Consider the following 23,905-nt stretch of genomic DNA (forward strand, 5'->3'; position numbering starts at 1 on the left):
GGCACGAGCGGCACGAGCGGCACGAGCGGCGCGAGCGGCGCGAGCGGCGCGACCGCGGGTTCCGGCAGGAGTTCCGCCGGCCCTACGGAGGTCCAGACCGCCAAGGGCGAGCAGCGCATCGGACTGTTGAACGGTTTCGCGGCGTACGGCATGTGGGGGCTCGTCCCGCTCTTCTGGCCCCTGCTCAAGCCCGCCGGAGCCATCGAGATTCTCGCCCACCGGATGGTGTGGTCCCTCGCCGTGGTCGGTGTCGCGCTGGTGGTGATGCGGCGCTGGGCATGGCTCGGGGAGCTGCTGCGCCAGCCGCGCAAGTTGGCGCTGATCAGCGTCGCGGCGACCGTGATCACGGTCAACTGGGGCGTCTACATCTGGGCCGTGAACAGCGAGCACGTGGTGGAGGCCTCCCTCGGCTACTTCATCAACCCGCTCGTCACCATCGCCATGGGCGTGCTTCTCCTGAAGGAACGGCTGCGCCCGACGCAGTGGGCGGCGGTCGGTGTCGGCCTCACCGCGGTGGTCGTCCTCACCATCGGGTACGGCCGGCCGCCGTGGGTCTCACTCACCCTCGCCTTCTCCTTCGCCACCTACGGGCTGGTGAAGAAGAAGCTCAACCTGGGCGGGATCGAGTCGCTCGCCGCCGAGACCGCGGTCCAGTTCCTGCCCGCGCTCGGGTATCTGCTGTGGCTGGGTTCGAGCGGCCACGCGACCTTCGCCACGGAGGGTGCGGGGCACGCGGCGCTGCTCGCGGCGACGGGTGTGGTGACCGCGCTCCCCCTTGTCTGCTTCGGCGCGGCGGCGATACGCGTGCCGCTGTCCACGCTGGGGCTGCTGCAGTACCTCGCCCCCGTGTTCCAGTTCCTGCTCGGCATTCTCTACTTCCACGAGGCCATGCCGCCCGACCGGTGGGCCGGGTTCGCGCTGGTCTGGCTCGCGCTGTCGCTGCTCACCTTCGACGCGCTGCGGACCGCACGGCGCGCGGCCCGCACACTCGGAGCCGCTGCCGCCACCGGTCGCGGCGCGAGCGGCGGGGGCGGCGTCACCGCGCCGCGGAGCGCGGACACCGTGGTGGAGGCCAAGCCGTAGGGAGCCCTGCCCCGCCCGTCGTCAGCAGTTCCGGACAGGGCGCGCCCGGGTCGAAGCGGAACCGCTTCCCGTCGTACGACACCAAAGTCGGCCCGGACGCCTCCATTGCACGCTCGCTCACGTAACCACTATGAGTGGTTGCCATGACGCCCACGCCCACACCCGCACCGGGATCCGCTTCGGAGCCCACGCCCACGCCGGGATCCGCACCCGCACCGACGCCCGTGCACTGGAAGCTCGTCATCGACGCCTTCGACCCGCATGCCCAGGCCGAGTTCTGGGCCGCCGCGCTCGGTTACGAGGTCGAGGACAACAGCGCGTTCGTCGAACGGCTGCTGGAGCTCGGCGCCCTGCCCGCCGAGGCCACCGTCGACTTCCACGGCCGCCCGGCCTTCCGGGACCTGATCGCCGTACGGCATCCGGACGACCCGTACGACAAGGAGCGCGGCGCCGGGCTCGGGCGGCGCCTGCTCTTCCAGCGCGTCCCGGAACCGAAGACGGCCAAGAACCGGCTCCACCTCGACCTGCACCGGGGCGAGGGCCGGCGCGTGGACGAGGTCGCCCGGCTGGAGGGGCTCGGCGCGAGCGTTCTGCGCCACGTCGAGGAACCGGCGGGCGGGTGGGTGGTGATGGCCGACCCGGAGGGAAACGAGTTCTGCGTGCACTGAGCGTCGGTCACCCCACAGGTTGGTGTTCGCTCCGTGAACTCATCTGACCGGATTGCGCTCTTGACGGAACGTCAGCCTCAGAAACACCATCAGGCACCCCATTCACTGTGGAATTCCCCTGGAATCCCCATGGAATTCGGAGCCCCCCACATGAAGCTCTCCGTTCCCGGGCGTGCCACCGGTGCTTCCGTCGTCGCGGCCGTCACGCTTCTCACCACCGGCGCGATAGTCGGCGCGGCGCCCGCCCCCACCGCGGCGGCCGTCGCGCCCGACATCCCCGTGGCCAACGTCAAGGCCCATCTCGCCCAGCTGCAGTCCATCGCCACCGCCAACGGCGGCAACCGCGCGCACGGCCGCACCGGGTACAAGGCGTCCATCGACTATGCGAAGGCCAAGCTGGACGCCGCCGGATTCACCACGACCCTCCAGCAGTTCACGTCCTCCGGCAGCACCGGGTACAACCTGATCGCCGACTGGCCCGGCGGCGACACCAACCAGGTCGTCATGTCGGGCTCGCACCTCGACAGCGTGACGGCGGGACCCGGTATCAACGACAACGGGTCGGGGTCGGCCGCGATCCTGGAGACCGCGCTCGCCGTCTCCCGGGCGCAGTACCAGCCCACCAAGCATCTGCGGTTCGCCTGGTGGGGCGCGGAGGAACTGGGCATGATCGGCTCGAAGTACTACGTGAACAACCTGACCGCGGCGAACCGTTCGAAGATCAGCGGCTACCTGAACTTCGACATGATCGGCTCACCGAACCCCGGCTACTTCGTCTACGACGACGACCCGACCATCGAGAAGACCTTCAAGAACTACTTCGCGGGCGTCGGCATCGCGACGGAGCCGGAGACCGAGGGCGACGGCCGCTCGGACCACTCCCCCTTCAAGAACGTGGGCATCCCCGTCGGCGGTCTCTTCAGCGGCGCCGACTACATCAAGACGGCCGCCCAGGCCGCCAAGTGGGGCGGCACGTCCGGCCAGGCCTTCGACCGCTGCTACCACGCCTCCTGCGACACGTCGTCCAACATCAACGACACGGCGCTGAACCGGAACGCGGACGCGCTGGCGTACGCGGTGTGGGGGCTGTCCTCCTAGAAGACCTAGGAGTCCTAGGAGGTCTAGGAGGTCTAGAAGGCCTAGGAGGTCTAGGAGTCCTAGGAGGTCTAGGAGTCCTAGGAGGTCTAGGAGTCCTAGGAGGTCTAGGAGTCCTAGAAGGCCAGATCCAGGGCCCGCCCTCCCGCGTCAGTGGCCGTGGGCGGGCGGGCTCTGGGTGTACGGGTTGTCGGCCAGCGCCTTGGCGCGGGCACGGTCCGCGAGGCGGGTCATGCGGGTGCGGGCCGAATCCAGCTGGTCGAGGTCGTCGGCGGCGGGGCCGCCGTCGTCCACGAGTTCCGTCCACAGCGTGATCAGGTCACGCCCCAGGTTCAGTCCCTGCGCGGGGTCACGGACCGCGCGCCAGGCCGCCGCCGCGCTCTGCACGTTGCCGTACGCCGCGTCCGGGTCCCGGTGCCGCCTGCGGGCCTGGGCGAGTTCGAGCGACAGATGGAACGCCCGGAGCGGGTCACCGGCCAGGTAGGCGATGTAGGCGGTCAGTTCACGCAACCGCAGCACCTCCGGGTGCTCGGGCCCCAGTGACCGCGAGGCCTCCGCCCCGGCGCGTTCGGCCATCCCCGCGGCCTCGTCGATCCGGCCCTGCTTCACGGCCTCGTTGATGCGCGCCACGGGCTCCGCGAGGAACGCCGCGCCCTCCGACTCCGGCGCCCCCTCCTCCCCCGGAGTCGGTACCGGTGCCAGGACCGACTCGGCGACGGCGTCGAACCCCCGCGCGGGAGTCGGCTTCGGCTCCGATTCGGGCTCGGAGCCGACGACGGACATGGCCTCCACCGCGGGGGCCTTGCGCGCGGGCTCCGGCCACTCAGGAGTCACCGGCTGACTGCCGAGCGCCTGACCGCCGAACGGCTGACTTCCAAGCGGCTGACTTCCGAACGACGGGTTCCGGGGCGACGGGTTCCGGGGCGAAGGGCTCCGGGGCGAAGGGCTCCCGGGCAGCTCAGGGGGCGGGCCGAACTCACCCGTCGGAGCCGCGACGTCGCCGAAGCCGACACCCGGCACCCGCTCCGGCACCGCCCGCGGCCCATGCGTCGACGCGGCACCGGGCAGCGGCTTCGGTTCCAGATCCGGCTCCGGCACGGCCCGCAGCGCAGAGGTCGCCCTGTCCCGCCGCGGGACTGCCGACGGCGGCGCGGGCGGGGCGGTCGGCGCGGGCGGCGGGAGCGGCACCGGGGGTGCCTCGGCCGGAACCGGGAGCGCGTCCACCGGGAGCACGTCCACCGACGGCGTGTCGGCCGGGGGCCCCACCCGCACCGGCTCCCCGGCATACCGGCTCGACCCGTCGGCGTACACCTGAAGCGGTACGACGAATCCGATCCGCTCGTCGTGGATCGAGGCGAGTACGGTCCGGCCGGTGGCCAGGGCGTGGCGGTGGAGATGGTTCAGGACGGCGGCCTGGACGGTCTCGCCGGGCGCGGGGACGACCGGTATGCCGCCGATCGTGGCTCCGTCCCCGGAACCTCCGGCGGGCACGGGCACCCGTACTTCGATCGGGGTCGCCTCCGGGGCGACCACCGAGTGCTGCCGTTTGAATTCCCGCTTCTGATCGCGGCTGAGTCGAGACATCGGTTCCCTCACTCGGGTCGATCCGCCACCGCGGCCGTCGTCCTTGTACGCATCCTCGTCCCCCTCCGCACGTTCAGCACTTCAGTACCGGCCAGGGTGCCGGACGCACCGGCCCGCCGTCCTTGTCCGTGGGAGATCACGGCCTCAAGATCTGGACACGTACGTCGTGTACATACAGTCAAGTCTCTCGGCTCATCACCACCGCACACGTCACTACAGCGTCACAGGCTCGTCCCAGAAACTCACACCCCGTTACCGGGCCCGAGCCTGTCCGGACGCCACGGAGATCGTCGAGCCCACGACCAGAGGAGAACGGCTATGCAGGCGAGCGCACGGCAGGGCGCGGACGGGCCCGAAATCTGGCTTCGCGGGCCGCTGGGCGAACCGGAGCAGCCGCCGCAGCACTCCGCGTCCGGCGGCCACGACTCCCCCGGCGCACGACGGTTCGCCTGGGTGGGTACGCACGGCGGGGCCGGTGTCTCGACGCTCGTCGCGGTCTTCGGAGGCCACGACGCGGGGCGGGACTGGCCCCGGCCCGAGCAGGGGGAGCCGGCGTCGGTACTCCTGGTCGGGCGTACGCACGCGGCCGGGCTGAACGCCGTCTCGCACACCCTGGACATCTTCCGCCGGGGCGACGCGCCCCCGGGGCTCGACCTCGACGCCGTCGTCCTGGTCGCCGACGCGCCCGGACGGCTCCCCCGACCACTCGCCCAGCACGTCAAGGTGATCGGTTCGGCGATCGACGTGTACGAAGTGCCGTGGGTACCGGCGTGGCGCCTCGGCGATCTCACCGGCCGGCCGCCCCGCGAAACGGCGGCGCTGGCCCGTCTGACCGGTGCCGCGCAGCATCTCTGAAGCCGCCGAGAACTCCGCGACGCCCCTACGCCGTAACCGCCCCTACGCCGTTGTCACGCCTGCGCCGTTGTCCCGACGCCGTGATGTCCTACGCCGTGATGTCCTTCACCGTGAACCGCGCCCACGCCGCCGAGCCGAACACCGCCGCGTACAGCCCCTGGAGGCCGAGGTTGCGGACCAGGTCGTGCCAGTACACCGGGTCACGCATGAGGTCGGCGAAGGACAGCCAGTAGTGCGAGAAGAAGTACGGCTGGAGGGCGTGGAGCTGGGGGATCTGGTCGAGGATCTGGATGGTGATGAGGAGGCCGACCGTGGTCGCCATCGCCGCGATACCGCTGTTCGTCAGGGTCGAGACGAACAGCCCGAGCGCCGCGACGCCGATCAGTGACGCGGCGACGACCAGCGCGATGAGCAAGGCCCGGCCGAGCCCCTCGGCGAAGCTGATCCGTGTCCCGGAGATGGTCGTCAGCTCGCCCAGCGGGAAGAGCAGCGCTCCGACCGCGAGCGCCGAGACCGCCACCACCAGGGTCGCGACCAGGCAGAACGTCATCGTGGTCGCGTACTTGGTGATCAGCAGGCGGGTCCGGCCCGCGGGGGCGACGAGGAGATAGCGCAGGGTTCCGGCGTTCGCCTCGCCCGCGATCGCGTCGCCCGCGATGACGCCGATCGCCATCGGCAGGAAGAACGGGAGCGTCGCGGCGAGCGCCGTGAACACCAGGAACAGACCGTTGTTGGTGACCTGTGTGATGAACGCCGGCCCCTGGCCGCCTCCACCGCCCGCCGACGAGCCGTCCCGTGTCTCGATCCTGATGGCGACACCGATGAGGATCGGTACGGCGGCGAGCACGCCCAGCAGTGCGATCGTGCGCCAGCGCCGGAAGGTGGTGACGAGCTCGCTGCGCAGCAGCCCGAACGTCCAGAGGGGACTGGGCTTCCTGGCGGCCGGAGCCTCGCCCCGTCCCTCCGGCAGTGCGGAGGTCACTTCAGCCCGCGACATCGAACCCCTCCCCCGTCAGCGCCACGAACGCGTCCTCCAGCGAGGCCCGCTCCACCCCGAACCCGCGTACCCGGACCCCCGCCGTGACCAGCGCGGCATTCAGCTCCGCGAGGTCGCGGTCGTGGTCGGGCGGCTCGGCCGTCACCCCGGTATCGGTGACGACGGGGTCCCCCACCCCCTGTTCCTTCAGGACGCGCGCCGCGTCCCCGGGGTCGGGGGTGGTGACCACGAGCCGGCCCCGCGCCCCCGCCGCGAGCTCCGCGACCGGGCCCTGAATGATCAGCCGTCCCTGTGCCATCACGGCGGCGTGCGTGCACACCTGCTCGATCTCGTCGAGCAGGTGCGAGGAGAGGAAGACGGTCGTACCGTCCGAGGCCAGCTCCCGTACCAGGGAACGGATCTCGCGCATGCCCTGCGGGTCGAGGCCGTTGGTCGGCTCGTCCAGGACGAGCAGGCGACGCGGCTGGAGCAGCGCGGCCGCGAGCCCGAGGCGCTGCTTCATGCCGAGCGAGTACGCCTTCGCCTTCTTGCCCGCGGCGGCGGTCAGTCCGACCCGGTCCAGGGCGGCCGTGACGCGCGTACGCCGGGTGCGCGGGTCGGCGGCCGGATCGGCGGCGTCGTACCGGAGGAGGTTGTCGCGGCCGGAGAGGAAGCCGTACAGCGCGGGGCCCTCGATCAGGGCTCCCACGTGCGGAAGCACGGCCCGGGTGGCGCGGGGCATGGGCCGCCCCAGCACCCGCGCGGTGCCCGAGGTCGGCTCGATCAGGCCCATCAGCATGCGGATGGTGGTGGTCTTGCCCGAGCCGTTCGGCCCGAGGAAGCCGAAGACGCTGCCCGCCGGGACGGTCAGGTCGAGACCGTCGACGGCGAGCTGTCCGCCGCGGTAGCGCTTGGTGAGCGCACGGGTGGCTATCGCCGTGTCGTCGACGGGCACCGCGCCTCCCGCGTCCACCAGGTCGGGCTCCGCGGCGGACGGTTCCTCCATGGGCTCCTCGATTCGTCCTGTGGGCACGGGATTCCACCGTACGGGTCTACTGGGCGGCGTTGGCCGCCTTCACCAGCGCGTCCTTGGTGACCGCACCCGCGTACACCTTGCCGTCGTCCGTGATCAGCGCGTTGACCAGGCGGGTCGAGAAGACCGTGCCCGAGCCGAACTTGCCGGTGACGTGGTCGCCGAGGGAGCCCAGGAATCCGGAGACGTCGCCGTTGCCGGACGACGAGCCGGAGGGCAGGCCCTCGCCGCCCGTGTCGAACTCGGCGATGGAGCTCCAGCCCTTGCCGATGGTCTTCAGGCCGTCGAGGCCCTGGCCGAGGTCGCCGGGCTTCGGCGCGGACTCCGGGGCCTCGGAGCCGCCGAAGTCGGTGGAATCATCGCCTTCGGTGACCTTCGCGCCCTTCGGCGGGGTGAAGTCGAAGGTCGAGGCGGCCGGCTTGGCGAAGTCGACCTGGGTGAAGCCGGCGTCCACGACGGCCGCGCCGCCGCTCGTCGGGACCAGGGTGAACTTCAGCGGCACTCCGGTCTTCGCGTCCACCGCGACGGTGATCGCGCCGACCGTGGACCCGGACTGCTTCGGCTTGATGAGCAGCTTGTAGGTGTCACGGCCCGCGACGTGAGCCGTGCCGTCGACCGTCACGGAGGTCGTGTCGTCGACCGCCTTCAGGGCCTCGTCGGCAAGATCCTTGGGCGTCGTCGGAACATCCTCCGGTGCCGTCTCCCGCCCCTTCCCCTGGCCCTTCTCCTGGCCCTTCTCGGCTGCGGGGGCCGTCGAGTGGTACACCTCGTTCGACTTGCTGTCGTACGCCCATACGTCGTCGCCGTTGTGGATGACGCTGTACTCGGCGGCGCTGTCCAGGACGGAGACCTTGGCCTTGTCCGGGCCGTCGGCGGCGACACGCACGGTGTGTGTGCCGGAGGCCAGCTCCAGGAGCTTGGACTGCGGGTCGGCGGAGGAACCGCCGGAGCCCTGCGCGGCGCCGGACAGCATGCCGCTCTCCAGTCCGCCCAGGCCGGGCAGTCCGAGATCGGTGCTGACCTTGACCGTGCCGGACAGCTGCTGGACGTCCGACTTGGCGATCTTCTCGATGAGCTGCTGTGCGGTGATCTTCGGCAGGCTGGGGTCGCCGGAGTCGGCGAGCGCCGGGACGAGCCCGATGGTCGCGGCCGCCACCCCCACCACTGCGACCGGGACGACGTAACGAGCCGCCTTGCGCCGGCCGGCGCGGACGTCGTCGGCCTCGTCGCGCAGCCCTTCCGCCCCGGCGGTCCTGTCGGATTCGTACGGTGCCATGTGTGCCTTACCTCCGTCGTCGGCGGCGGCCTACCGTCCTGCACTTCTCCACCCCTATAGCCGCCATTCTCACCCGAACCGGTGAGGAGTGGTGCTCTCAATCTGACCAAATCGGCCGACGAGAAGCGTCAGACCCCGGACTCAACTCCACGTACTCCTGGGGTATGACGTGGGAAGGCGGTGGCTCCCCCGACCCGTAGGGGTTGGGGAAACCACCGCCCGTGGACCGGCGACCCGCCGGTCCACGGGAGGGATCCGGGTCCCTGGGTCAGCGCTGCACGAACACGTAGTCCGCGTGGTAGGGCACTCCCACGATCGTGCCCGGCGTGCAGGACCCGGCCGGGGCGACGCCGCCCACCGTGTTGAGCCGCAGGATCTCCTGCGTGCCGGCCAGCAGACCGCGGTGCTTGCCGGACTGGGTGGCCTTGAGGTCCAGCTCGGGGATGTTCTTGTCGCCGTTCGGAGTCTTGGAGATCAGCGTCCCGGTGACCGCGCTGCGGTCGGGCGCGACCCACTGCGGCGTACCGGAGTTGGGCTTCACGAACGTGTGCACGATGCCACCGCCGAGTACGGCCGCGACGTCACGCTGGGCGAAGGCGTAGCCACCGCCCTCGGCCGGCTTGCACTGGTAGATCTGCTTGCCCTTGACCACGGACGCCTGGAAGTTGTCGAGGGCGTCGCGGAAGTCGAAGGAACCGGTGACCTTGTGGAGCTGGCCACGGACGGCTCCGCCCGGGAACCCGGCGGTGTGCAGATTGGCGTAGAACGCACCGGGGTCGTTCTTCAACTGCGCCAGCAGGGCGGTGTCCTTGACCTGCACGGTACCGACCACATGGTGGCCCTTGATCTTCCCGAGCAGCTTGCCGAAGTCGACCTTGACGCCACCGTTGGTGCCCTTGGCACCCTGGTGGATGTGGAGCATGGTCGGTGTGCCGGTGCCGCGCCAGGTCACGGCGACGGACACCTTGTCGCCCTTGACCTTGATGAACTCCAGCGCCGCGCCGTCCTTGTCCCCGACGGCCGGACCGCCCTTGACCGGCACCTCGTTGGCGCCGCGGAGGCTGGTGGCGAGGATGGTACCGCCGCTGCCGCCGACGACTCCGCTCTGCGCGACGATGGTCTGGTCGGCGGGCATCGAGTGGGTCATGTCGTTGTGGTCGTTGTGGTCGTTGTGGTCGCTGTGGTGGCCGACTGCGGCGACCGCCGGGATGACGGCGGCGGCGACACCGGCCGCGGCGGCCACCGCGACAGCGGCCAGGGTCAGGCTCTTGCGACGGGTCCAGGACGCGTTGCTGAACGTGGCATTCGATCCCATGATTCTGTTTTCTCCCCGTATTTCCGCTGACACCCCCTGCGTCAGCTTCTATGCTTGAGTACGGACAGATTCCGAACCTGGACTCAATCCAACTATGTGACCTGCGTCACACCAGCCGCCCCGGGGAGGAGGCGGCTGTCGGCACACCCGTGACGCCGGGCAGCCGACCTGCCCGGTAGCGGTCCCGACCCGCCCGGTAACGGTCCGACCCGCCCGGTAACGGTCCCGACCCGCCCGGTAACGGTCCCGACCCGCCCGGTAGCGGTCCCGACCCGCCCGGTAGCGGCCTAACCCGCCCGGTGCACCACCGCGTCCACCAGTTCCACGAGCGCCGCCTTCGCGTCGCACTCCGGCAGCGGGAGGAGCGCGGCCCGCGCCTCCTCCGCGTAGCGCACGGTGTCCCGGCGAGCCTGCTCAAGCGCGGGGTGCGCCCGCAGCAGCGCCAGCGCCTCGGCGTGCCGGTCGTCGTCCGTGAGGTCGGAGCCGAGCAGCTCGCACAGCGCGATGTCCTCGGCGAGACCGAGCCGCTCCGCCCGCTCCCGCAGCCGCAGCACCGGCAGCGTGGCGATGCCCTCGCGCAGATCCGTCCCGGGCGTCTTCCCGGACTCGTGCGAGTCGGAGGCGATGTCCAGCACGTCATCGGCGAGCTGGAAGGCGACGCCCAGCCGCTCCCCGTACTGCGTCAGCACGTCCACGACCGTCTCGTCGGCCCCGGACATCATCGCGCCGAACCGGCACGCCACGGCGACCAGCGACCCGGTCTTGCCGCCGAGCACGTCGAGGTAGTGATCGACCGGGTCGCGCCCGTCGCGCGGCCCCGCCGTCTCCAGGATCTGCCCGGTGACGAGCCGCTCGAACGCCTCGGCCTGGATACGGACGGCCTCGGGCCCGAGGTCGGCCAGCGTGTGCGACGCGCGCGCGAAGAGGAAATCACCGGTGAGGACAGCGACCGAGTTGCCCCAGCGGGTGTTCGCGCTGGGCACCCCGCGCCGCGCGTCGGCCTCGTCCATCACGTCGTCGTGGTACAGCGTGGCGAGATGGGTCAGTTCGACGACCACGGCCGAGGGCACGACACCCGGCGCGTACGGGTCACCGAACTGCGCGGCGAGCATCACGAGCAGCGGACGGAACCGCTTCCCGCCGGCCCGGAGAAGATGCTGCGCGGCCTCCGTGATGAAGGGGACCTCACTCTTGGTGACTTCGAGCAAGCCCTCCTCCACAGCCGCCAATCCGGCCTGGACATCGGCTTCGAGAGCCTGGTCCCGCACGCTCAGCCCGAACGGCCCGACGACGGTCACGAGAGGTTCTCCTGTCTGCTGACGATCACATGGCGAACTCGGTCGATCATTCGGTCGATGACACGGTTTGTCGATGTGTCGCTGCCATCACTCAAGTCAGCGTATCCGGTCACGTTTCGATCACCACGAGCGCCCACCGTCCCCACTGTCGACTTCCTCCCGACTTCCCTCTCACCGGCCCTCCGATGTCCCCCGAGCGGCAGACAGTCCCGCGCCCGAGCGTTTCCGGATCACGAGCGGTATGTTCTCGATCGGGCGATACGACCAGGCATATACCGAATCGCCGGAGGGCTGGACACCGAAGACTACGAGGACACCGCGATGAGCATGCACATCCGTACGTCCTTTCCCCACGAGACGACTCACGACGACCTTTGGATCGCTCGTCCGGACCGCCTCACCGACGCGACCGCGCCCCACGACCGGCAACGCCACCCCTGATACGCGGGCCACGGCGACGCCTCCATCCGGGTGGACGCCCACGGGCAGACCGCCCGCCCTTGGTACAGCGGGAGCGCGGCCTCACCTCCCTGCGAATCGCGGCCCTCGCGCCCGAACCGCTCAAGGCCTTCGTCTGCACGGCCGGGCCGCCAAGGCGCTCGCCCACGTCGCCCGCCCGCCGGAACCCGTTCATCCATACGTGGCTGCTCCACCCGACCCGGGAGTACGAGGAGACCGAGGAGTACGAGGAGTACGACGGGATCCGGGCGGCCGTCCTGACGGTGGGCGGCCGACACGACCCGCACATCGCGGCACGGCGCGACGCCTGGTCGAGCACCTCTCCCGGATCACGTACGCGGCCCGATCGACCCCTGATCGACCCCTGATCGACCCCTGGCCGCACCAGCACCCGAACCGAGGTCCCCCTCCGAGCCCGCCGATCGGCTTCCCCCACGAGACGCTGACGCGCGCCCTCCGGCGACGACGTACCCCTCCCTTCCCGGCCGCCGAGTGGCCGACACGGTCCGGCCCTCCCCCGACGCCCTTCGACCCTCGGCACTCCACCCTCGGCACTCGACCCTCAGTACTCCACCCTCGGCGTACTGGCCCTGGATCTGGCCCCAACCCGGCCCGAAGGCGTGCTTCCCCTGGGACCCGGCCGGCGGTGGCTCCCTCGAACTCCCTTTGCAGGCAAGGGAGTCGGACCCCGGCATCGCCTTCGGGAGCCGGACCACCCGAGCACCTCGGGGAGCCGGACCACCCGAACACCTCGGGGAGCCGGACCACCCGAACACCTCGGGGAGCCGGACCACCCGAACACCTCGGGATGCCGGAGCAGTCCGAGCCCCTCGGGGTGAGCTCCCCACCGCAACAGCACCCGCTCGACGCGGTCGATCCATCCGCACCCGCCCTGAACTCTCCTGGGACGCGAGGGTCGAGACGCGCCCCGAAATCGGCCGCGGCGCACGGGAGTTCGTCACCTTCGACGAACTGATCCGCGAGGACGGCCACGAGACGGCCACGAGGTGGTCTTCTGCCGGCGCCATGGGCGACCCTGAGAAGCATGGCGCGGACCGGTGAGTTCCTGATGGCTCTCGACGAGGGGATGCTCGCGTACTTCCGCGAGATGGCCGACGAGATGGTCACCCGGTTCGGGATCTCACGGGCCGAAGCGGTGGCGAGGATCAACAGGGCTTACGCGGGGCACGAGTTCGGCCCGTATCCCGACCGGATGTGCCACGAGCTACCCGAATACTGGGCCTACGGCCTCTACTTCAAGCCCAATGCGGGCCGGCTCCCCGACGACGACCCCGACACGGATCTGTCCGTGTGGGTGGTGCGCCCGGCCCCGCCCGAAGGCCCGGCGGCCTGGACGCTCGAACCGTAATGCCCGAGTTGCCGCCATTGCCGCTTTATTCCTGCCCGGTTGTGTGAGTTGGGTCACGCGCGAACATCATGACCGACCCACCCCCACTTAATGACTCTCCCTTTACATAAGGCAAGTTGAGCGTCACCTTCCGGAAGAATCGGGCAATTCCCCCCTCGGTTTGTGCAGGTGATAGCGATCTACACCGGGAAATCAGGGCTTGTTCCGGACATGTGCTCTCGCATACGTTCACGTCGATCCGGACGGACCGCCCAATCCTGCCGCCGCCCGGAGAAATCCCACCCGACCCAGACACACGCGCGGCAGGAGCGGGGGACCCAGGTAAGCCGCCGATCCGGACTCCGGAACGGCTAGGGGTTAAGTCGCACACCGTGCGGCCGGGCAGCTCCCGTCCGAACCCGACAGCTCACCTCGCAGGCGCCGGAGAGGAATCCGACATGGCCGCACCTGGTAATGACCGCTGCCCGAAGACCCGTACCTTCCTTTACCGCGGCATCCTCGCCGCGGGAATGGGCGGAGTCGCACTCGCTCTCCCGATCCTGGGCGCCACCTGCGCCCAGGCCGCCACCGTCACCGCCGCCAGTACCACGACCGACGTCCGGCTCATCACGTACAAGGTGGTCGCGGGCGACACGCTGGGCTCGATCGCGAAGAAGTACCCCTCAAGCGGCGGCTGGCTGAAGCTGTACCAGGCCAACCGCGCGGTCATCGGCGCCGACCCGACGACACTCCGCCCGGGTCTCACCCTGACCGTGGGTACGAAAACCATCCAAAGCACCAAGAAGACGACAAAGCCGAGCACCAAGTCGGCGGGGTCCACGACCGCCTCCGCGAAGAAGTACACGAACAACCTCGACGGCTGGATCAAGCAGTCGCTGGACATCATGGCCCGGGCCAAAATACCCGGCACCTACAACGGCATCCACCGCAACGTCATGCGCGAGTCCTCCGGGAACCCGCTGGCCATCAACAACTGGGACTCCAACGCCAAGGCCGGAATCCCCTCGAAGGGCCTCCTCCAGGTCATCGACCCGACATTCAAGGCCTACCACGTGCCGGGAACATCGAATAACCCCTTCGACCCGGTCGCCAACATCACCGCCGCCTGCAACTACGCGGCGAAGGTCTACGGCTCGATCGACAACGTCAACGGGCCTTACTGACGGTGCTGACCGGGTGGACGGGGAGGACAGGGGCGAGGGGGCTGATGGGGTTGATGGGGCTGATGGGGCTGATGGGGCTGATGGATCCAATGGGGAACAGCCTCTCCAGCACCACCGCGATCCCGTCCTCCTCGTTCGACAGGGTCACCTCGTCGGCCACCGCCTTCAGCTCCGGATGGGCGTTGGCCATGGCGACCCCATGGGCGGCCCAGTCGAACATGGGGATGTCGTTGGGCATGTCGCCGAAGGCGATCGTGGCATCGGGCGTCAGACCGAGGTGGGCCGCCGCGAGAGCAAGGCCCGTCGCCTTGGTCACGCCACATGGCTGGAGTTCGACAGTGCCGGGCCCGGACATGGTGACGGTGGCCAGGGAGCCCACCGCTCCCCGGGCCGCGGAGGCCAACTCGTCGTCGGACAGCGAGGGATGCCGGAGCAGCACCTTGCTGATCGGCTCGGTCCAGAGGTCGTCGCGGCGACGCACCCGCACCGCCGGGAGCGTGGGGTGCGGCATCACATACCCCGGCTCGATGAGCGTCAGCCCGTCCACGCCGTCCTGGTCGACCGCGGCGTAGAGCAGCCCGACCTCGGCCTCGATCTTGCCGAGGGCCGTCTCCGCGAGTTCCCTGTCCAGGGTCACCGACCAGAGCAGACGGTCCGCCCCCGCGTCGTACAGCTGCGCCCCCTGCCCGCACACCGCCATTCCCACACCGCCGAGTTCGTCGAGCAACGGTCGTACTCTCGGCGCCGGGCGCCCCGTCACGACCAGGTGCCGGGCGCCCGCCTCGGTCACCCTCTCCAACGCGGCCCGGGACCGGTCGGAGAGGGTGTCGTCGCCGCGCAGCAGCGTTCCGTCCAGGTCAGTGGCGATGAGTGAATATGCGGTGGGAGCGGCCATGATCAGAGAATACGGATGGAACGCCCCTTCGGCCCCGCGCGAACCGGACGACGTCCGGTATCCCGTCGGCAATTCCGTTCACCGTACGGGGCGTACCGGGCGTACGAGGTCCCGTTCCGCCCCCACGCGGCGAAGCCGGCGGTACGGAGGAAAACCGAGCGGGATGTCACTCCAGAGGATGACGCGGCTCCACCGACCGTGACCGCCCGAATCCCAACTCGACCTATGCCATGCGAGATTGGGCCCGGCCCGGGGCGTGGCCCGCAGGCCCTCGCCCCTCGGCCGTACCAGCCCCGGTCGCCTCACCCGTGCGCGCCCGCCAAGTGCTTGGCCAGCCGCGGCGAAGCGAACTCCGTACCGCACACGAAGCGCATCACCGGCCCGTACGAGGCCGCCGCCGGCAATCCCGTGAAGTACAGCCCGGGCACGGAGGACCGATACCCGGCGCCGAGCTTCGGGGTGCCACGGCTCACCGCCAGCGCCGTACGCAGCTCATGTCCCAGGAAGTCCATCGCGGCGATGTCGACGCGATAGCCGGTCGCGGCGATGACATGGTCGGCGGAGAGCTCCTCGGCCCGGCCGTCCGGACTCTGGACGGTCAGGACGGGGTGCCCGTCGGAGACGTCGGCGCGGACGATTCCGGAGACCTCGCTGACCTCGACCTTGCCCTCGAAGCGGTCACGGAGCCACCACGCGCCGAGAGGACCGAGCACCCGGCGGACCAGGTAGTGCCGGGCCTCGGCGGGCAGATAGCGGTAGGGGTGGGGGTAGTAGCTGAGCGCCCACAACGACCAGGCACGCCCGAAGGGCGACTCGGGGCGCAGCTTCGGCTGCTTCCAGGGCGGTGCGCCGAAGGCGACCCTGCCCCGGCCCCGGGACACCACCCGCACCCGCGCGCCCGCCTCCGCCGCGAGCGCCGCCGTCTCCAGGGCGGACTGGCCCGCGCCGACGACGATCAGCTCCTTGCCGGAGAACCGCCCGAGGTCGTGGTGCTGGGAGCTGTGCGAGACGGGGCCGGTGGGTGTGGGCCCGTCCGCCGCCGCGCCGCGCAGCTCGGGCGGCAGATGGGCCAGTCCGTACAGCCCGGTGGCCACGACGACCGCCCGTGCCGTGAACGACTCCCCGGAGTCCAGCTTGAGTTCGAAGCCCGCGCCGCCCTGGCGGTCGACGGAGACGACCCGCACCCGCTCCAGCCCGGGCACCAGCTTCTGCTGGAACCACTCGCCGTACGCGATGAACGTCTCGACCGGGATGATGTCCTCGTCCGTGACGAGCCGGGGGATGCCCGCGGCGTCGCAGTAGTCGAGGAGCGTGTGTCCGCGCTGCGGGGCGTCGAGGCTGGACGCGGCCGGGGTCGATTTGAGGAGCATCCCCTCGGGCATGTGGTCACGCCAGCTCACCATGGGCTCGCCGAACACGCGCACCGGGATGCCGCGCGCCCGCAGATGGGCGGCGGTGGACAGGCCGAACGGGCCGGCACCGATGACTGCTACCGGATGAATCACGAAGTCCCCTCCCCAGGACGTTCTTCCGTCACTTCGTGGTCGTACTGGTGCTGCTGCCGCGGCGGTTGGTCCGCCACAGCTGATACAGATGCTTCGCGCCCGGCCGCACGAAGCGCGCGAGCATCGTGAAGAACGGCCGCAGGTCGTCACCCGCGAGCCAGGCCAGCTCCGTACCACTCGCGCGAGCCGGCGCGTGCGGGGTCGTATAGCCGCTGCGCCGGTAGGCGAGCAGGGCCGGCAGGTCGATGTTCTCCACGATGTATCGGTGACCGGCCCGCTGTTCCCCCTCGGGAACGGTGCGCCCGGTCAGATCGAGGTGCATGGCCCGGACGACGTCGATCCCCGACTCGTTCTCGAAGAGCCGGAACTGCGCGCCCATCCGGGGGTTGAAGTCGAGGAGCTTGTACTGTCCGTCGCGCCGGTCGAAGCGCAGATCGAGGTCGATGACGCCGCTGAAGCCGATCTGTTTGATGAAACGCGCGGCGAGGTCCGCGAGTTCCGGATTGTCGACGACGTACGCGTTCGCCGTCATGCCCGCGTGCGGCGGCCAGGAGCGGACCTTCACGCCCGTGAACATCGCGAGCGGCGTCGAGTCCGCGTCGAAGTACGCGTGCACGATCCAGTCCTCCGCCTCCTCCCTGGGCAGGTACTCCTGGAGGATCACGCCCGGCTGATCCCCCCAGTCCCGGGCGAGCGTCAGCAGCCCCTCCCGGGTCGCGATCCTCGTCGTCCCGTTCACGGCCGGCCGGCTGCGGCGCACGAAGGCCTCGCGGTTCTTGGCGACGACCGGGAACCGGGCGCTCTCGGCGAACGCGACGATCTCCTCGTACGACTGCGGAAAGGCCGCCGCCGGGCTGGGGATGCCGTGTTCCACACAGAGCTCGTGCAGCCCCTGCTTGCTGGCGAGGTTCCTGGGCAGCTTGGCGTCCACCCGCGGGAAGAGAAAAAGGTCCCCCAGCTCCTCCTGGTGCTCGGCGATCAGGACGGCCGCCTCCTCGTCCGTCGGGACGAGCACCGTCGGCCGCCCGATGCCGCGACCGATCCGCAGCAGCCCCTCGACGAGACGCTCCGGCTCCTCCGTGCCCTTCGTCGGCCAGACGAAGGCACGGCACAGATAGCGCGAGGCCGCGGCAGGCGTGTAACGGTCCTCGGTGATCGCATACATCGGTATGCCGAGGCGGCCCAGGCTTCGGATGGCGCCCACCCCGCCGTGGTGCAGCGGATAGTCGCCGAACTTCACGATCAGACCCGGAACGTCCCGGTCGGCGTCGATCGACACCCTGCTGGCGTTCCTGGCCACGGGTTCCCCCACGTGTCCCCCCTACGGACCGGACCCACCCCGTCCGTGTCCCCAAAGGACGCTAAGCCGGAATTGCCACGTCCGACAAGGCCTATTCGGACATTGCGAACTCTTTAGGCACGGGCAGGGCAACTGTTCTGGTACCGCCACGATGTCCCACTGCGCCTCACTCCACCTCACTGCGCCGCTTCGGGCGCTGCCACCGCACGTCACTCCCCCGTAACGTTTGCCGCGACCACACGGAAAGCGAGGCACCACCCGATGCCCCCCTTCGATGTCCCCGAGGGCGATCCCTTCGGCCCGCACAACCTCCCCTACGGCGTCTTCTCCCGGGCCGACGCGTCCGAGCGGAGTGTCGGCGTGCGGCTCGGCGACCACGTCCTCGACGCGGGCGCGACCGCCCGGGCGCTCGGCTCCCCGTACGCCGAACTGCTCGCACGGCCCACCCTGAACCCGCTGCTCGCGGCGGGCCGCACGGCCTGGTCCGACGTACGGCGCGCGCTCACGGCCTGGGTGACGGTCCCGGCCCACCGAGAGACCATCACGCCCCATCTGCACCCCCTGTCCGAGGTGACCCTGCACCTCCCCTTCGAGGTCGCGGACTACGTCGACTTCTACGCCTCCGAGAACCACGCCCGGAACGTCGGACAGATCTTCCGCCCCGACGCCGCCGACTCCCTCACGCCCAACTGGAAGCACCTGCCGATCGGTTACCACGGCCGCTCCGGCACGGTCGTGGTGTCGGGCACGGAGGTGGTACGCCCGTCGGGCCAGCGCAAGGCCCCTTCCGACGCCACCCCCGTCTTCGGCCCCTCCGTCCGGCTCGACATCGAGGCGGAGGTCGGCTTCGTGGTCGGCGCCCCCTCGGCCATGGGCGCACCCGTCCCCCTCGCCTCCTTCCGCGACCATGTCTTCGGCCTCTGCCTCCTCAACGACTGGTCGGCACGCGACGTCCAGGCCTGGGAGTACGTCCCCCTGGGCCCCTTCCTCGGCAAGTCCTTCGCCACCTCGGTCTCGGCGTGGATCACCCCGCTCGACGCCCTGGACGACGCCCGGGTCTCACCCCCGGCCCGCACGCACCCCCTCCTCCCCTACCTGGACGACTCCGAGGACGAGCCCGGCGGCTACGACCTCCGCATCTCCGTCGCCGTCAACGGCCACGTCGTCTCCGAACCCCCCTTCTCCACCATGTACTGGACGGCCGCCCAGCAACTGGCCCACATGACGGTCAACGGAGCCTCCCTGCGCACCGGCGACCTGTACGGCTCGGGCACGGTCAGCGGCCCCTCGGCGCGCGAGCGCGGCTCCCTCCTGGAACTCACCTGGAACGGCCGCGACACCCTCGAACTCCCCGACGGCAAGCGAACGTTCCTGGAGGACGGCGACGAGGTCACCCTGACAGCCTGGGCCCCGGGCCCCGGCGACACACGCGTGGCACTGGGCGAGGTAAGCGGCCGCATCACCCCAGCACCGAACCTCCACTGATCCCAACCCCCAGCCTCGGACCGTCCGAGGTTTGGGGGAGATGTCGGTCGGGTCGAAGCGGGGGGGGTGCCGGGACGGCAGTTTCGGTGGCGCGGGGTGCAGGGGCGGAGCCCCTGGGACGGGACGGGTAAGGGCGGCGGGGGCGAACCCCCTACCCCGTCGGCCCCGCACCCCGCACCCCGCACGCCGCACGCCGCACGCCGCACGCCGCACCCACTAACGCACCCCTGCCCCACACCGCGCCCCCACCGGTGGCAGATCTTCCCTCCTCCCGTCCAAAACCGCAGGCCAGCCCCCACCCCTCACCATCGGCAGGTGGCGCAACACTCCAGCAACACCACCACCCTCACCCCGTCGGTAGGGTCCGTCGCATGCCCACCGAACGCATCCGAGAGCACGCCGGCCCCGGCGCGACCACCGTCGCGGCCCACCGGCGCCGGCTGCGCGCGGACCGGGCGAGGCAACTCGCCGACCTGCTCCGCCGCCAGGTGCTGACCGGCGGTTTCCCGGACGGCACCCTGCCGCACGAAGCCGCCCTCGGCACCGACTACCGCGCCTCGCGCAACACCGTCCGCCAGGCCCTCGACCTGCTCCGCGCCGAGGGCTTGGTGGAACGCCTCCCCGGCGTCGGCACCGTCGTCGTCGCCCAGAAGTACCCACACGGACTCGACCGGCTGATGGGACTCGCGGAGACCCTGCGCGAACACGGCCAGGTCACCAACGAGGTCCGCACGGTCGGCCCCGTGGTCGCGCCCACCCCCGTGGCCGACCGACTCCGTATCGCCCCCGGCGCCGACGTCCTCTACATCGAACGCCTCCGCCGCCTGGACGGCCTCCCCCTCTCCCTCGACCTCACCTACATCCCACTCGACCTCGGCACCGCCCTGCTCGGAGCCGACCTGGAGAACACCGATGTCTTCCGCCTCCTGGAAGCCATCGCCGGCCAGCCGCTCGGGCATGCCGACATCACCCTGGAGGCGGTCAACGCCGACGCGCACTCGGCAGCCGTCCTGCAGGCGCCCCGCGGCGCGGCCGTCCTCATGCTGGAACGGCTCACCCACCTCGCCGACGGGCGCCCCGTGGACCTGGAGTTCATCCGCTTCCGCGGCGACCGCATCACGATGAGCGGCCTGCTCCGCCGCACACTCTGACGCCTCTCTTCACCACTTCACCGTCACCTCCCTTCCCCACTGCGCCGAACCCTCGCCGCTCCGCCGCCCAACCGCTCCACCACCGCGCCCCTTCACCCCTTCATCGTTTCGAAGGGCCCTTCCGGTTCATCCCACGCACGACTTTTCTGGAGACAGCCATGCCCTTGGCGCCCCAGCGGGCCGACGTGCCCGTGACCATCGACGAGTCGAAGTGCATCGACGGCTGCACGCTCTGCGTGGACATGTGCCCGCTGGACTCACTCGCCATCGACGAGAGCAACGGCAAGGCGTACATGCACGTCGACGAGTGCTGGTACTGCGGCCCCTGCGCGGCCCGCTGCCCCACCGGGGCCGTCACCGTCAACATGCCCTACCTCCTCCGGTGAGAGGACCGAACTCCCCATGAAACTCAAGGCACTCGCCGCCCTCGCCACGGCCGCCCTCGCGCTCCCCCTCACCGCCTGCGGCAGCGGCACCACGACCGGCGCCGGCTCCACGGTCACCATCACGGTCGGCTACCAGTCCAAGACCATCAACACCGTCACGGCCGGCACCCTCCTCCGTTCGCTCGGCTACTTCGAGAGGGAGCTCAAGGCCCTCGGGGACGGCACGACGTACGAGGTGAACTGGCAGGACTACGCGACCGGCGCCCCCATCACCGCCCAGATGACCGCCGGGAAGATCGACATCGGCTCGATGGGCGACTTCCCGCTGCGGATCAACGCGGCCCGCGGCAAACAGCTCGGCCGCCCCACCCGCCTCGTCTCCGTCACCGGCTACAACCTCCGAGGCGGCCTCAACACCATCGTCACGGCGCCGGACTCGAAGCTCGCCACCCTCGACGACCTACGCGGCAAGAAGGTGTCGACCAGTATCGGTTCGGCGGCCGACGGCACCCTCGTACGAGCCCTGCAGCGCGCCGGAATCGACCCGGACAAGGACATCCAGAAGCTCAACCAGCAACCCGCGGTGGGCGCTTCGGCCCTCGCCGCGGGCAGCACCGACGCACTCTCGCAGTTCGTCGCCTGGCCCGGCCTGCTCGCCTTCCAGGGCAAGGCGAAGGCCCTGTACGACGGCGCCGCACTCGATCTGCCGACCTTCCACGGCGTCACCGCCCGCGAGGACTTCGCGAAGAAACGCCCGGCCGTGCTGGAGGCCTTCCTCCGGGCGCAGTCCGAGGCGACGACCTACCTGCGCGACCGCCCTGTGGCCACCGCCCAGAAGGTCGCGAAGGCGACCGATCTGCCCGCCGAGGTCGTCTACCTCTACAACGGCGCTCACGGCATCGCCACCTTCGACCCGGCCCTCAAGCCCCAGTTGATCTTCGCGCTGAAGAAGGACGTCTCCGTTTTGAAGTTGGCGAAGCTCGTCGGCGACGTGGACGTGGACGCCTTCGTCGACGACCAGTACGTCAAGCGCGCCCTCGGCCCGACCGCATACGCCGATCAGCTCGCCGCGCCACCTCCACCGGCCGCGAGCGAGGTGTGGCCCAAGGGCGCCGCCTCGACCCGTACCTTCTCCTCCCCCTCCTCCCTCCTCCACTGCGTGTCCGCCCATCGCGACTCCGTCCGCGCCGCGTACGTCCCCGACGCCACGACCGGCACCCTGTGGTTCGCCGACCGGGCGGTATGGGTGGCCGACGGCAGCGACCTGCGTCCGTTCGTGACGGCGGCGACCGCCCAGGCGTACCTCGCCGACCACCAGGGCGCGCGCACGATCTCGTACGCCTCCGCGCTGGAGCGGGCGTCATGACCCGGTATCTCGTCAGGGCCGCGTCGCTCGCCGCGGCCCTGACCGCCTGGCAGCTGCTGACCAGCCTGAACGTCGACCTCTGGCTGCGCTTCTCGCAGTTCCCCACCGTCGCGGACGTGGCCCGTGCCTTCGGAGACCGCCTCGGCGGCCACGACTACTGGACGGACCTCACCGACAGCCTCACCCGGATCCTCACCGGTTTCCTGCTGGCGGCCGTCCTCGGGGTGGCCACGGGCGTGCTGGTGGCCCGCTCGCGCCTCGCCGAGGACCTGCTCGGCCCCCTGGTGGAGGTGGTCAGGCCGATCCCCGCGATCGCGCTCGTCCCGGTGGCGATCCTCCTCTTCCCCAGCAACGAACAGGGCATCGTCTTCATCACCTGCGCCGCCGCCTTCTTCCCGGTCCTGGTCTCCACCCGGCACGCGGTACGGGCCCTGACCCCCGTGTGGGAGGAGGCGGTGCGCACCATGGGCGGCGGCCGATGGCGGATCCTCGGCTCGGTCGTCCTGCCCGGCGCCCTCCCCGGGATCTTCAGCGGTCTCTCGGTCGGCATCGGCGTCTCGTGGATCTGTGTGATCTCCGCCGAGATGATCTCCGGGCAGTACGGCGTCGGCTACCGCACCTGGCAGGACTACACCGTCGTCGACTATCCCGGTGTCTTCGTCGGCATGGTCACGATCGGTGTGCTGGGCTGGGTCACCTCCACGGCCGTCGAGAGGGTGGGGCGATGGCTCACCCGGTGGCTGCCGCGCACCGAGTACGTCGCCGGGGCGCGCGTGCGCAGGACCCCCGCCACGGTCTCGCCCGTCCCGGAACCTGTCCGTGAGGAGGGGGTGCGCGATGCGCACCTCGTCTGAGACCGGGACTCCCGTCACCGCGCGCGGCACCCGGCTGTCCCTCGTACACGCCTCGCTCGGCCGCCCCGGCGCCCCCGCCCTCGAAGGCGTCGACCTGGACATCGCTCCCGGCGAGATCCTCACCGTCGTCGGTCCCTCCGGCTGCGGCAAGTCGACCCTCCTGCGCACCCTCGCCGGGCTGCTGCCCGCGCTCGCGGGAACGGTCGCCCAGGACGGCCACCCCCTGGTGGGCCCCGGTGCCGACCGCGCGCTCGTCTTCCAGGAGGACGCCCTCCTCCCCTGGCGCACCCTGCGTGCCAACGTCGAACTCCCGCTGACCATCAAGGGCTCGTCCCGAACCGAGCGGCGTGCGCAGGCCTCGGCCTGGCTCACCCGCGTCGGACTCGCCGACCGTGAACGGCAGTTGCCACACCGCGTCTCCGGCGGCCAGCGCCAACGCGTCCAACTCGCCCGCGCCCTCGCCGGGGCGCCTCGCGCCGTCCTCATGGACGAACCCTTCGGCGCCCTCGACGCCCAGACCCGCGCCGGCATGCAGGACCTCCTCGTCGAGGTACTGCACGGCACCGGAGCGACCGTCGTCTTCGTCACCCACGACGTGGACGAGGCGCTGTTCCTGGGCGACCGGGTCGCACTCCTCGGCTCCGGGCACCCGGCCGACGGCGACGACCCCGGCAGCCCCGGCCGACTTCTCGCCGTACGCGAAGTCCCGCCGCCTCGCGAGCGATCCGCACTCGACGATCCGGCGCGGCTGTCCCTGCGCCGCGAGGTCCTCATGCAGGAGCAGGAGCA

At 70.7% G+C, this 23,905-nt stretch carries 21 protein-coding genes, 1 pseudogene and 1 riboswitch; of the genes and pseudogenes, 13 read left to right on the top strand and 9 right to left on the bottom strand.

Annotation, left to right across the window (positions count from 1 at the left end; all coding sequences use genetic code 11):
- The first annotated feature begins 150 nt into the window (after window positions 1-150).
- From rarD to RV986_RS21790, 3 genes are all read left to right on the top strand, one after another.
- A complete protein-coding gene (gene rarD / locus RV986_RS21780; protein WP_475924369.1) occupies window positions 151-1,083 on the top strand; it encodes an EamA family transporter RarD in 933 nt (310 codons plus the stop codon).
- A gap of 143 nt (window positions 1,084-1,226) precedes the next feature.
- Entirely contained in the window at window positions 1,227-1,751 is a 525-nt protein-coding gene (locus RV986_RS21785; RefSeq protein WP_475919001.1) for a VOC family protein, read from the top strand.
- Window positions 1,752-1,901: 150 nt separating this feature from the next.
- A complete protein-coding gene (locus tag RV986_RS21790) occupies window positions 1,902-2,849 on the top strand; it encodes a M28 family metallopeptidase (RefSeq protein ID WP_475924370.1) in 948 nt (315 codons plus the stop codon).
- 147 nt (window positions 2,850-2,996) lie between these two features.
- Here the strand turns inward: RV986_RS21790 and RV986_RS21795 are convergent, their stop codons facing one another.
- Window positions 2,997-4,430, bottom strand: coding sequence for a tetratricopeptide repeat protein (locus RV986_RS21795; protein WP_475919002.1), 1,434 nt, complete (start codon window positions 4,428-4,430; stop codon window positions 2,997-2,999).
- A gap of 318 nt (window positions 4,431-4,748) precedes the next feature.
- On the opposite strand from RV986_RS21795, the gene RV986_RS21800 reads away from it, so the two are divergent.
- Entirely contained in the window at window positions 4,749-5,285 is a 537-nt protein-coding gene (locus RV986_RS21800; protein ID WP_475919003.1) for a DUF6668 family protein, read from the top strand.
- Between the two features lie 88 nt (window positions 5,286-5,373).
- Here RV986_RS21800 and RV986_RS21805 read toward each other — a convergent pair whose 3' ends face one another.
- The 5 genes from RV986_RS21805 to RV986_RS21825 all read right to left on the bottom strand — a co-directional run bounded on the left by RV986_RS21805 (window position 5,374) and on the right by RV986_RS21825 (window position 11,183).
- Window positions 5,374-6,282 (bottom strand): ABC transporter permease, encoded by a 909-nt coding sequence (locus RV986_RS21805; RefSeq protein ID WP_475919004.1) that lies wholly within the window; start codon window positions 6,280-6,282, stop codon window positions 5,374-5,376.
- Window positions 6,269-7,267, bottom strand: coding sequence for an ABC transporter ATP-binding protein (locus RV986_RS21810; RefSeq protein ID WP_475924371.1), 999 nt, complete (start codon window positions 7,265-7,267; stop codon window positions 6,269-6,271). The genes RV986_RS21805 and RV986_RS21810 overlap by 14 nt, the downstream gene beginning before the upstream one ends.
- 46 nt (window positions 7,268-7,313) lie before the next feature.
- The gene (locus tag RV986_RS21815; protein ID WP_475919005.1) at window positions 7,314-8,570 is read right to left on the bottom strand and encodes a LolA family protein; all 1,257 of its coding nucleotides are present in this window, start codon (window positions 8,568-8,570) and stop codon (window positions 7,314-7,316) included.
- Between the two features lie 268 nt (window positions 8,571-8,838).
- Window positions 8,839-9,885: a CHRD domain-containing protein gene (locus RV986_RS21820; RefSeq protein ID WP_475919006.1), complete on the bottom strand. Its 1,047-nt coding sequence runs from the start codon at window positions 9,883-9,885 to the stop codon at window positions 8,839-8,841.
- Between the two features lie 287 nt (window positions 9,886-10,172).
- Window positions 10,173-11,183: a polyprenyl synthetase family protein gene (locus RV986_RS21825; protein ID WP_475919007.1), complete on the bottom strand. Its 1,011-nt coding sequence runs from the start codon at window positions 11,181-11,183 to the stop codon at window positions 10,173-10,175.
- A 500-nt stretch (window positions 11,184-11,683) separates the two neighbouring features.
- On the opposite strand from RV986_RS21825, the gene RV986_RS21830 reads away from it, so the two are divergent.
- The 3 genes from RV986_RS21830 (at window position 11,684) to RV986_RS21840 (ending at window position 14,174) form a co-directional block, all read left to right on the top strand.
- Window positions 11,684-12,010 carry a hypothetical protein gene (locus tag RV986_RS21830; RefSeq protein ID WP_475919008.1) on the top strand — a complete coding sequence of 109 codons (327 nt, stop codon included), beginning with the start codon at window positions 11,684-11,686 and terminating at the stop codon, window positions 12,008-12,010.
- A 677-nt stretch (window positions 12,011-12,687) separates the two neighbouring features.
- On the top strand, window positions 12,688-13,011 hold the full coding sequence (locus RV986_RS21835) for a hypothetical protein (RefSeq protein ID WP_475919009.1): 324 nt from the start codon (window positions 12,688-12,690) through the stop codon (window positions 13,009-13,011).
- A gap of 269 nt (window positions 13,012-13,280) precedes the next feature.
- A riboswitch (cyclic di-AMP (ydaO/yuaA leader) is annotated at window positions 13,281-13,444 on the top strand.
- Window positions 13,445-13,448: 4 nt separating this feature from the next.
- Window positions 13,449-14,174 (top strand): transglycosylase SLT domain-containing protein, encoded by a 726-nt coding sequence (locus tag RV986_RS21840; RefSeq protein WP_475919010.1) that lies wholly within the window; start codon window positions 13,449-13,451, stop codon window positions 14,172-14,174.
- Here RV986_RS21840 and RV986_RS21845 read toward each other — a convergent pair.
- The 3 genes from RV986_RS21845 to RV986_RS21855 all read right to left on the bottom strand — a co-directional run bounded on the left by RV986_RS21845 (window position 14,158) and on the right by RV986_RS21855 (window position 17,874).
- Window positions 14,158-15,069: an HAD family hydrolase gene (locus RV986_RS21845; RefSeq protein ID WP_475919011.1), complete on the bottom strand. Its 912-nt coding sequence runs from the start codon at window positions 15,067-15,069 to the stop codon at window positions 14,158-14,160. The two genes, RV986_RS21840 and RV986_RS21845, sit on opposite strands and share 17 nt — an antisense overlap.
- Window positions 15,070-15,371: 302 nt before the next feature.
- The gene (locus RV986_RS21850) at window positions 15,372-16,574 is read right to left on the bottom strand and encodes an FAD-dependent oxidoreductase (protein WP_475919012.1); all 1,203 of its coding nucleotides are present in this window, start codon (window positions 16,572-16,574) and stop codon (window positions 15,372-15,374) included.
- A gap of 28 nt (window positions 16,575-16,602) precedes the next feature.
- Window positions 16,603-17,874, bottom strand: a complete 1,272-nt coding sequence (locus RV986_RS21855; protein WP_475919013.1) for a carboxylate--amine ligase — start codon at window positions 17,872-17,874, stop codon at window positions 16,603-16,605.
- A gap of 261 nt (window positions 17,875-18,135) precedes the next feature.
- Here RV986_RS21855 and fahA point away from each other — a divergent pair, with 261 nt between their 5' ends.
- The 6 genes and pseudogenes from fahA to RV986_RS21885 all read left to right on the top strand — a co-directional run.
- Window positions 18,136-19,359 (top strand): fumarylacetoacetase, encoded by a 1,224-nt coding sequence (gene fahA / locus RV986_RS21860; RefSeq protein WP_475919014.1) that lies wholly within the window; start codon window positions 18,136-18,138, stop codon window positions 19,357-19,359.
- A 371-nt stretch (window positions 19,360-19,730) separates the two neighbouring features.
- Window positions 19,731-20,510 (top strand): GntR family transcriptional regulator, encoded by a 780-nt coding sequence (locus RV986_RS21865; protein ID WP_475919015.1) that lies wholly within the window; start codon window positions 19,731-19,733, stop codon window positions 20,508-20,510.
- Window positions 20,511-20,668: 158 nt separating this feature from the next.
- On the top strand, window positions 20,669-20,896 hold the full coding sequence (locus tag RV986_RS21870; protein WP_010986276.1) for a 4Fe-4S dicluster domain-containing protein: 228 nt from the start codon (window positions 20,669-20,671) through the stop codon (window positions 20,894-20,896).
- Window positions 20,897-20,912: 16 nt separating this feature from the next.
- Window positions 20,913-22,262, top strand: a complete 1,350-nt coding sequence (locus RV986_RS21875) for an ABC transporter substrate-binding protein (RefSeq protein ID WP_475919016.1) — start codon at window positions 20,913-20,915, stop codon at window positions 22,260-22,262.
- Entirely contained in the window at window positions 22,259-23,116 is an 858-nt protein-coding gene (locus RV986_RS21880; RefSeq protein WP_475919017.1) for an ABC transporter permease, read from the top strand. Before RV986_RS21875 ends, RV986_RS21880 begins: the two co-directional genes overlap by 4 nt.
- Window positions 23,100-23,888: pseudogene (locus RV986_RS21885) on the top strand (ABC transporter ATP-binding protein); the annotation flags it as partial. The gene RV986_RS21880 and the pseudogene RV986_RS21885, both read left to right, overlap by 17 nt.
- Between the last annotated feature and the right edge of the window lie 17 nt (window positions 23,889-23,905).

The sequence above is a fragment of the Streptomyces sp. RLA012 genome (genome assembly GCF_056270325.1).

Excerpts from the sequence above, each read along its gene's own strand:
- rarD (WP_475924369.1), top strand. The coding sequence starts at position 151 with ATGTGGGGGCTCGTCCCGCTCTTCTGGCCCCTGCTCAAGCCCGCCGGA.
- RV986_RS21785 (WP_475919001.1), top strand. The coding sequence starts at position 1,227 with ATGACGCCCACGCCCACACCCGCACCGGGATCCGCTTCGGAGCCCACG.
- RV986_RS21790 (WP_475924370.1), top strand. The coding sequence starts at position 1,902 with ATGAAGCTCTCCGTTCCCGGGCGTGCCACCGGTGCTTCCGTCGTCGCG.
- RV986_RS21795 (WP_475919002.1), bottom strand. The coding sequence starts at position 4,430 with ATGTCTCGACTCAGCCGCGATCAGAAGCGGGAATTCAAACGGCAGCAC.
- RV986_RS21800 (WP_475919003.1), top strand. The coding sequence starts at position 4,749 with ATGCAGGCGAGCGCACGGCAGGGCGCGGACGGGCCCGAAATCTGGCTT.
- RV986_RS21805 (WP_475919004.1), bottom strand. The coding sequence starts at position 6,282 with ATGTCGCGGGCTGAAGTGACCTCCGCACTGCCGGAGGGACGGGGCGAG.
- RV986_RS21810 (WP_475924371.1), bottom strand. The coding sequence starts at position 7,267 with ATGGAGGAACCGTCCGCCGCGGAGCCCGACCTGGTGGACGCGGGAGGC.
- RV986_RS21815 (WP_475919005.1), bottom strand. The coding sequence starts at position 8,570 with ATGGCACCGTACGAATCCGACAGGACCGCCGGGGCGGAAGGGCTGCGC.
- RV986_RS21820 (WP_475919006.1), bottom strand. The coding sequence starts at position 9,885 with ATGGGATCGAATGCCACGTTCAGCAACGCGTCCTGGACCCGTCGCAAG.
- RV986_RS21835 (WP_475919009.1), top strand. The coding sequence starts at position 12,688 with ATGGCGCGGACCGGTGAGTTCCTGATGGCTCTCGACGAGGGGATGCTC.
- RV986_RS21840 (WP_475919010.1), top strand. The coding sequence starts at position 13,449 with ATGGCCGCACCTGGTAATGACCGCTGCCCGAAGACCCGTACCTTCCTT.
- RV986_RS21845 (WP_475919011.1), bottom strand. The coding sequence starts at position 15,069 with ATGGCCGCTCCCACCGCATATTCACTCATCGCCACTGACCTGGACGGA.
- fahA (WP_475919014.1), top strand. The coding sequence starts at position 18,136 with ATGCCCCCCTTCGATGTCCCCGAGGGCGATCCCTTCGGCCCGCACAAC.
- RV986_RS21865 (WP_475919015.1), top strand. The coding sequence starts at position 19,731 with ATGCCCACCGAACGCATCCGAGAGCACGCCGGCCCCGGCGCGACCACC.
- RV986_RS21870 (WP_010986276.1), top strand. The coding sequence starts at position 20,669 with ATGCCCTTGGCGCCCCAGCGGGCCGACGTGCCCGTGACCATCGACGAG.
- RV986_RS21875 (WP_475919016.1), top strand. The coding sequence starts at position 20,913 with ATGAAACTCAAGGCACTCGCCGCCCTCGCCACGGCCGCCCTCGCGCTC.
- RV986_RS21880 (WP_475919017.1), top strand. The coding sequence starts at position 22,259 with ATGACCCGGTATCTCGTCAGGGCCGCGTCGCTCGCCGCGGCCCTGACC.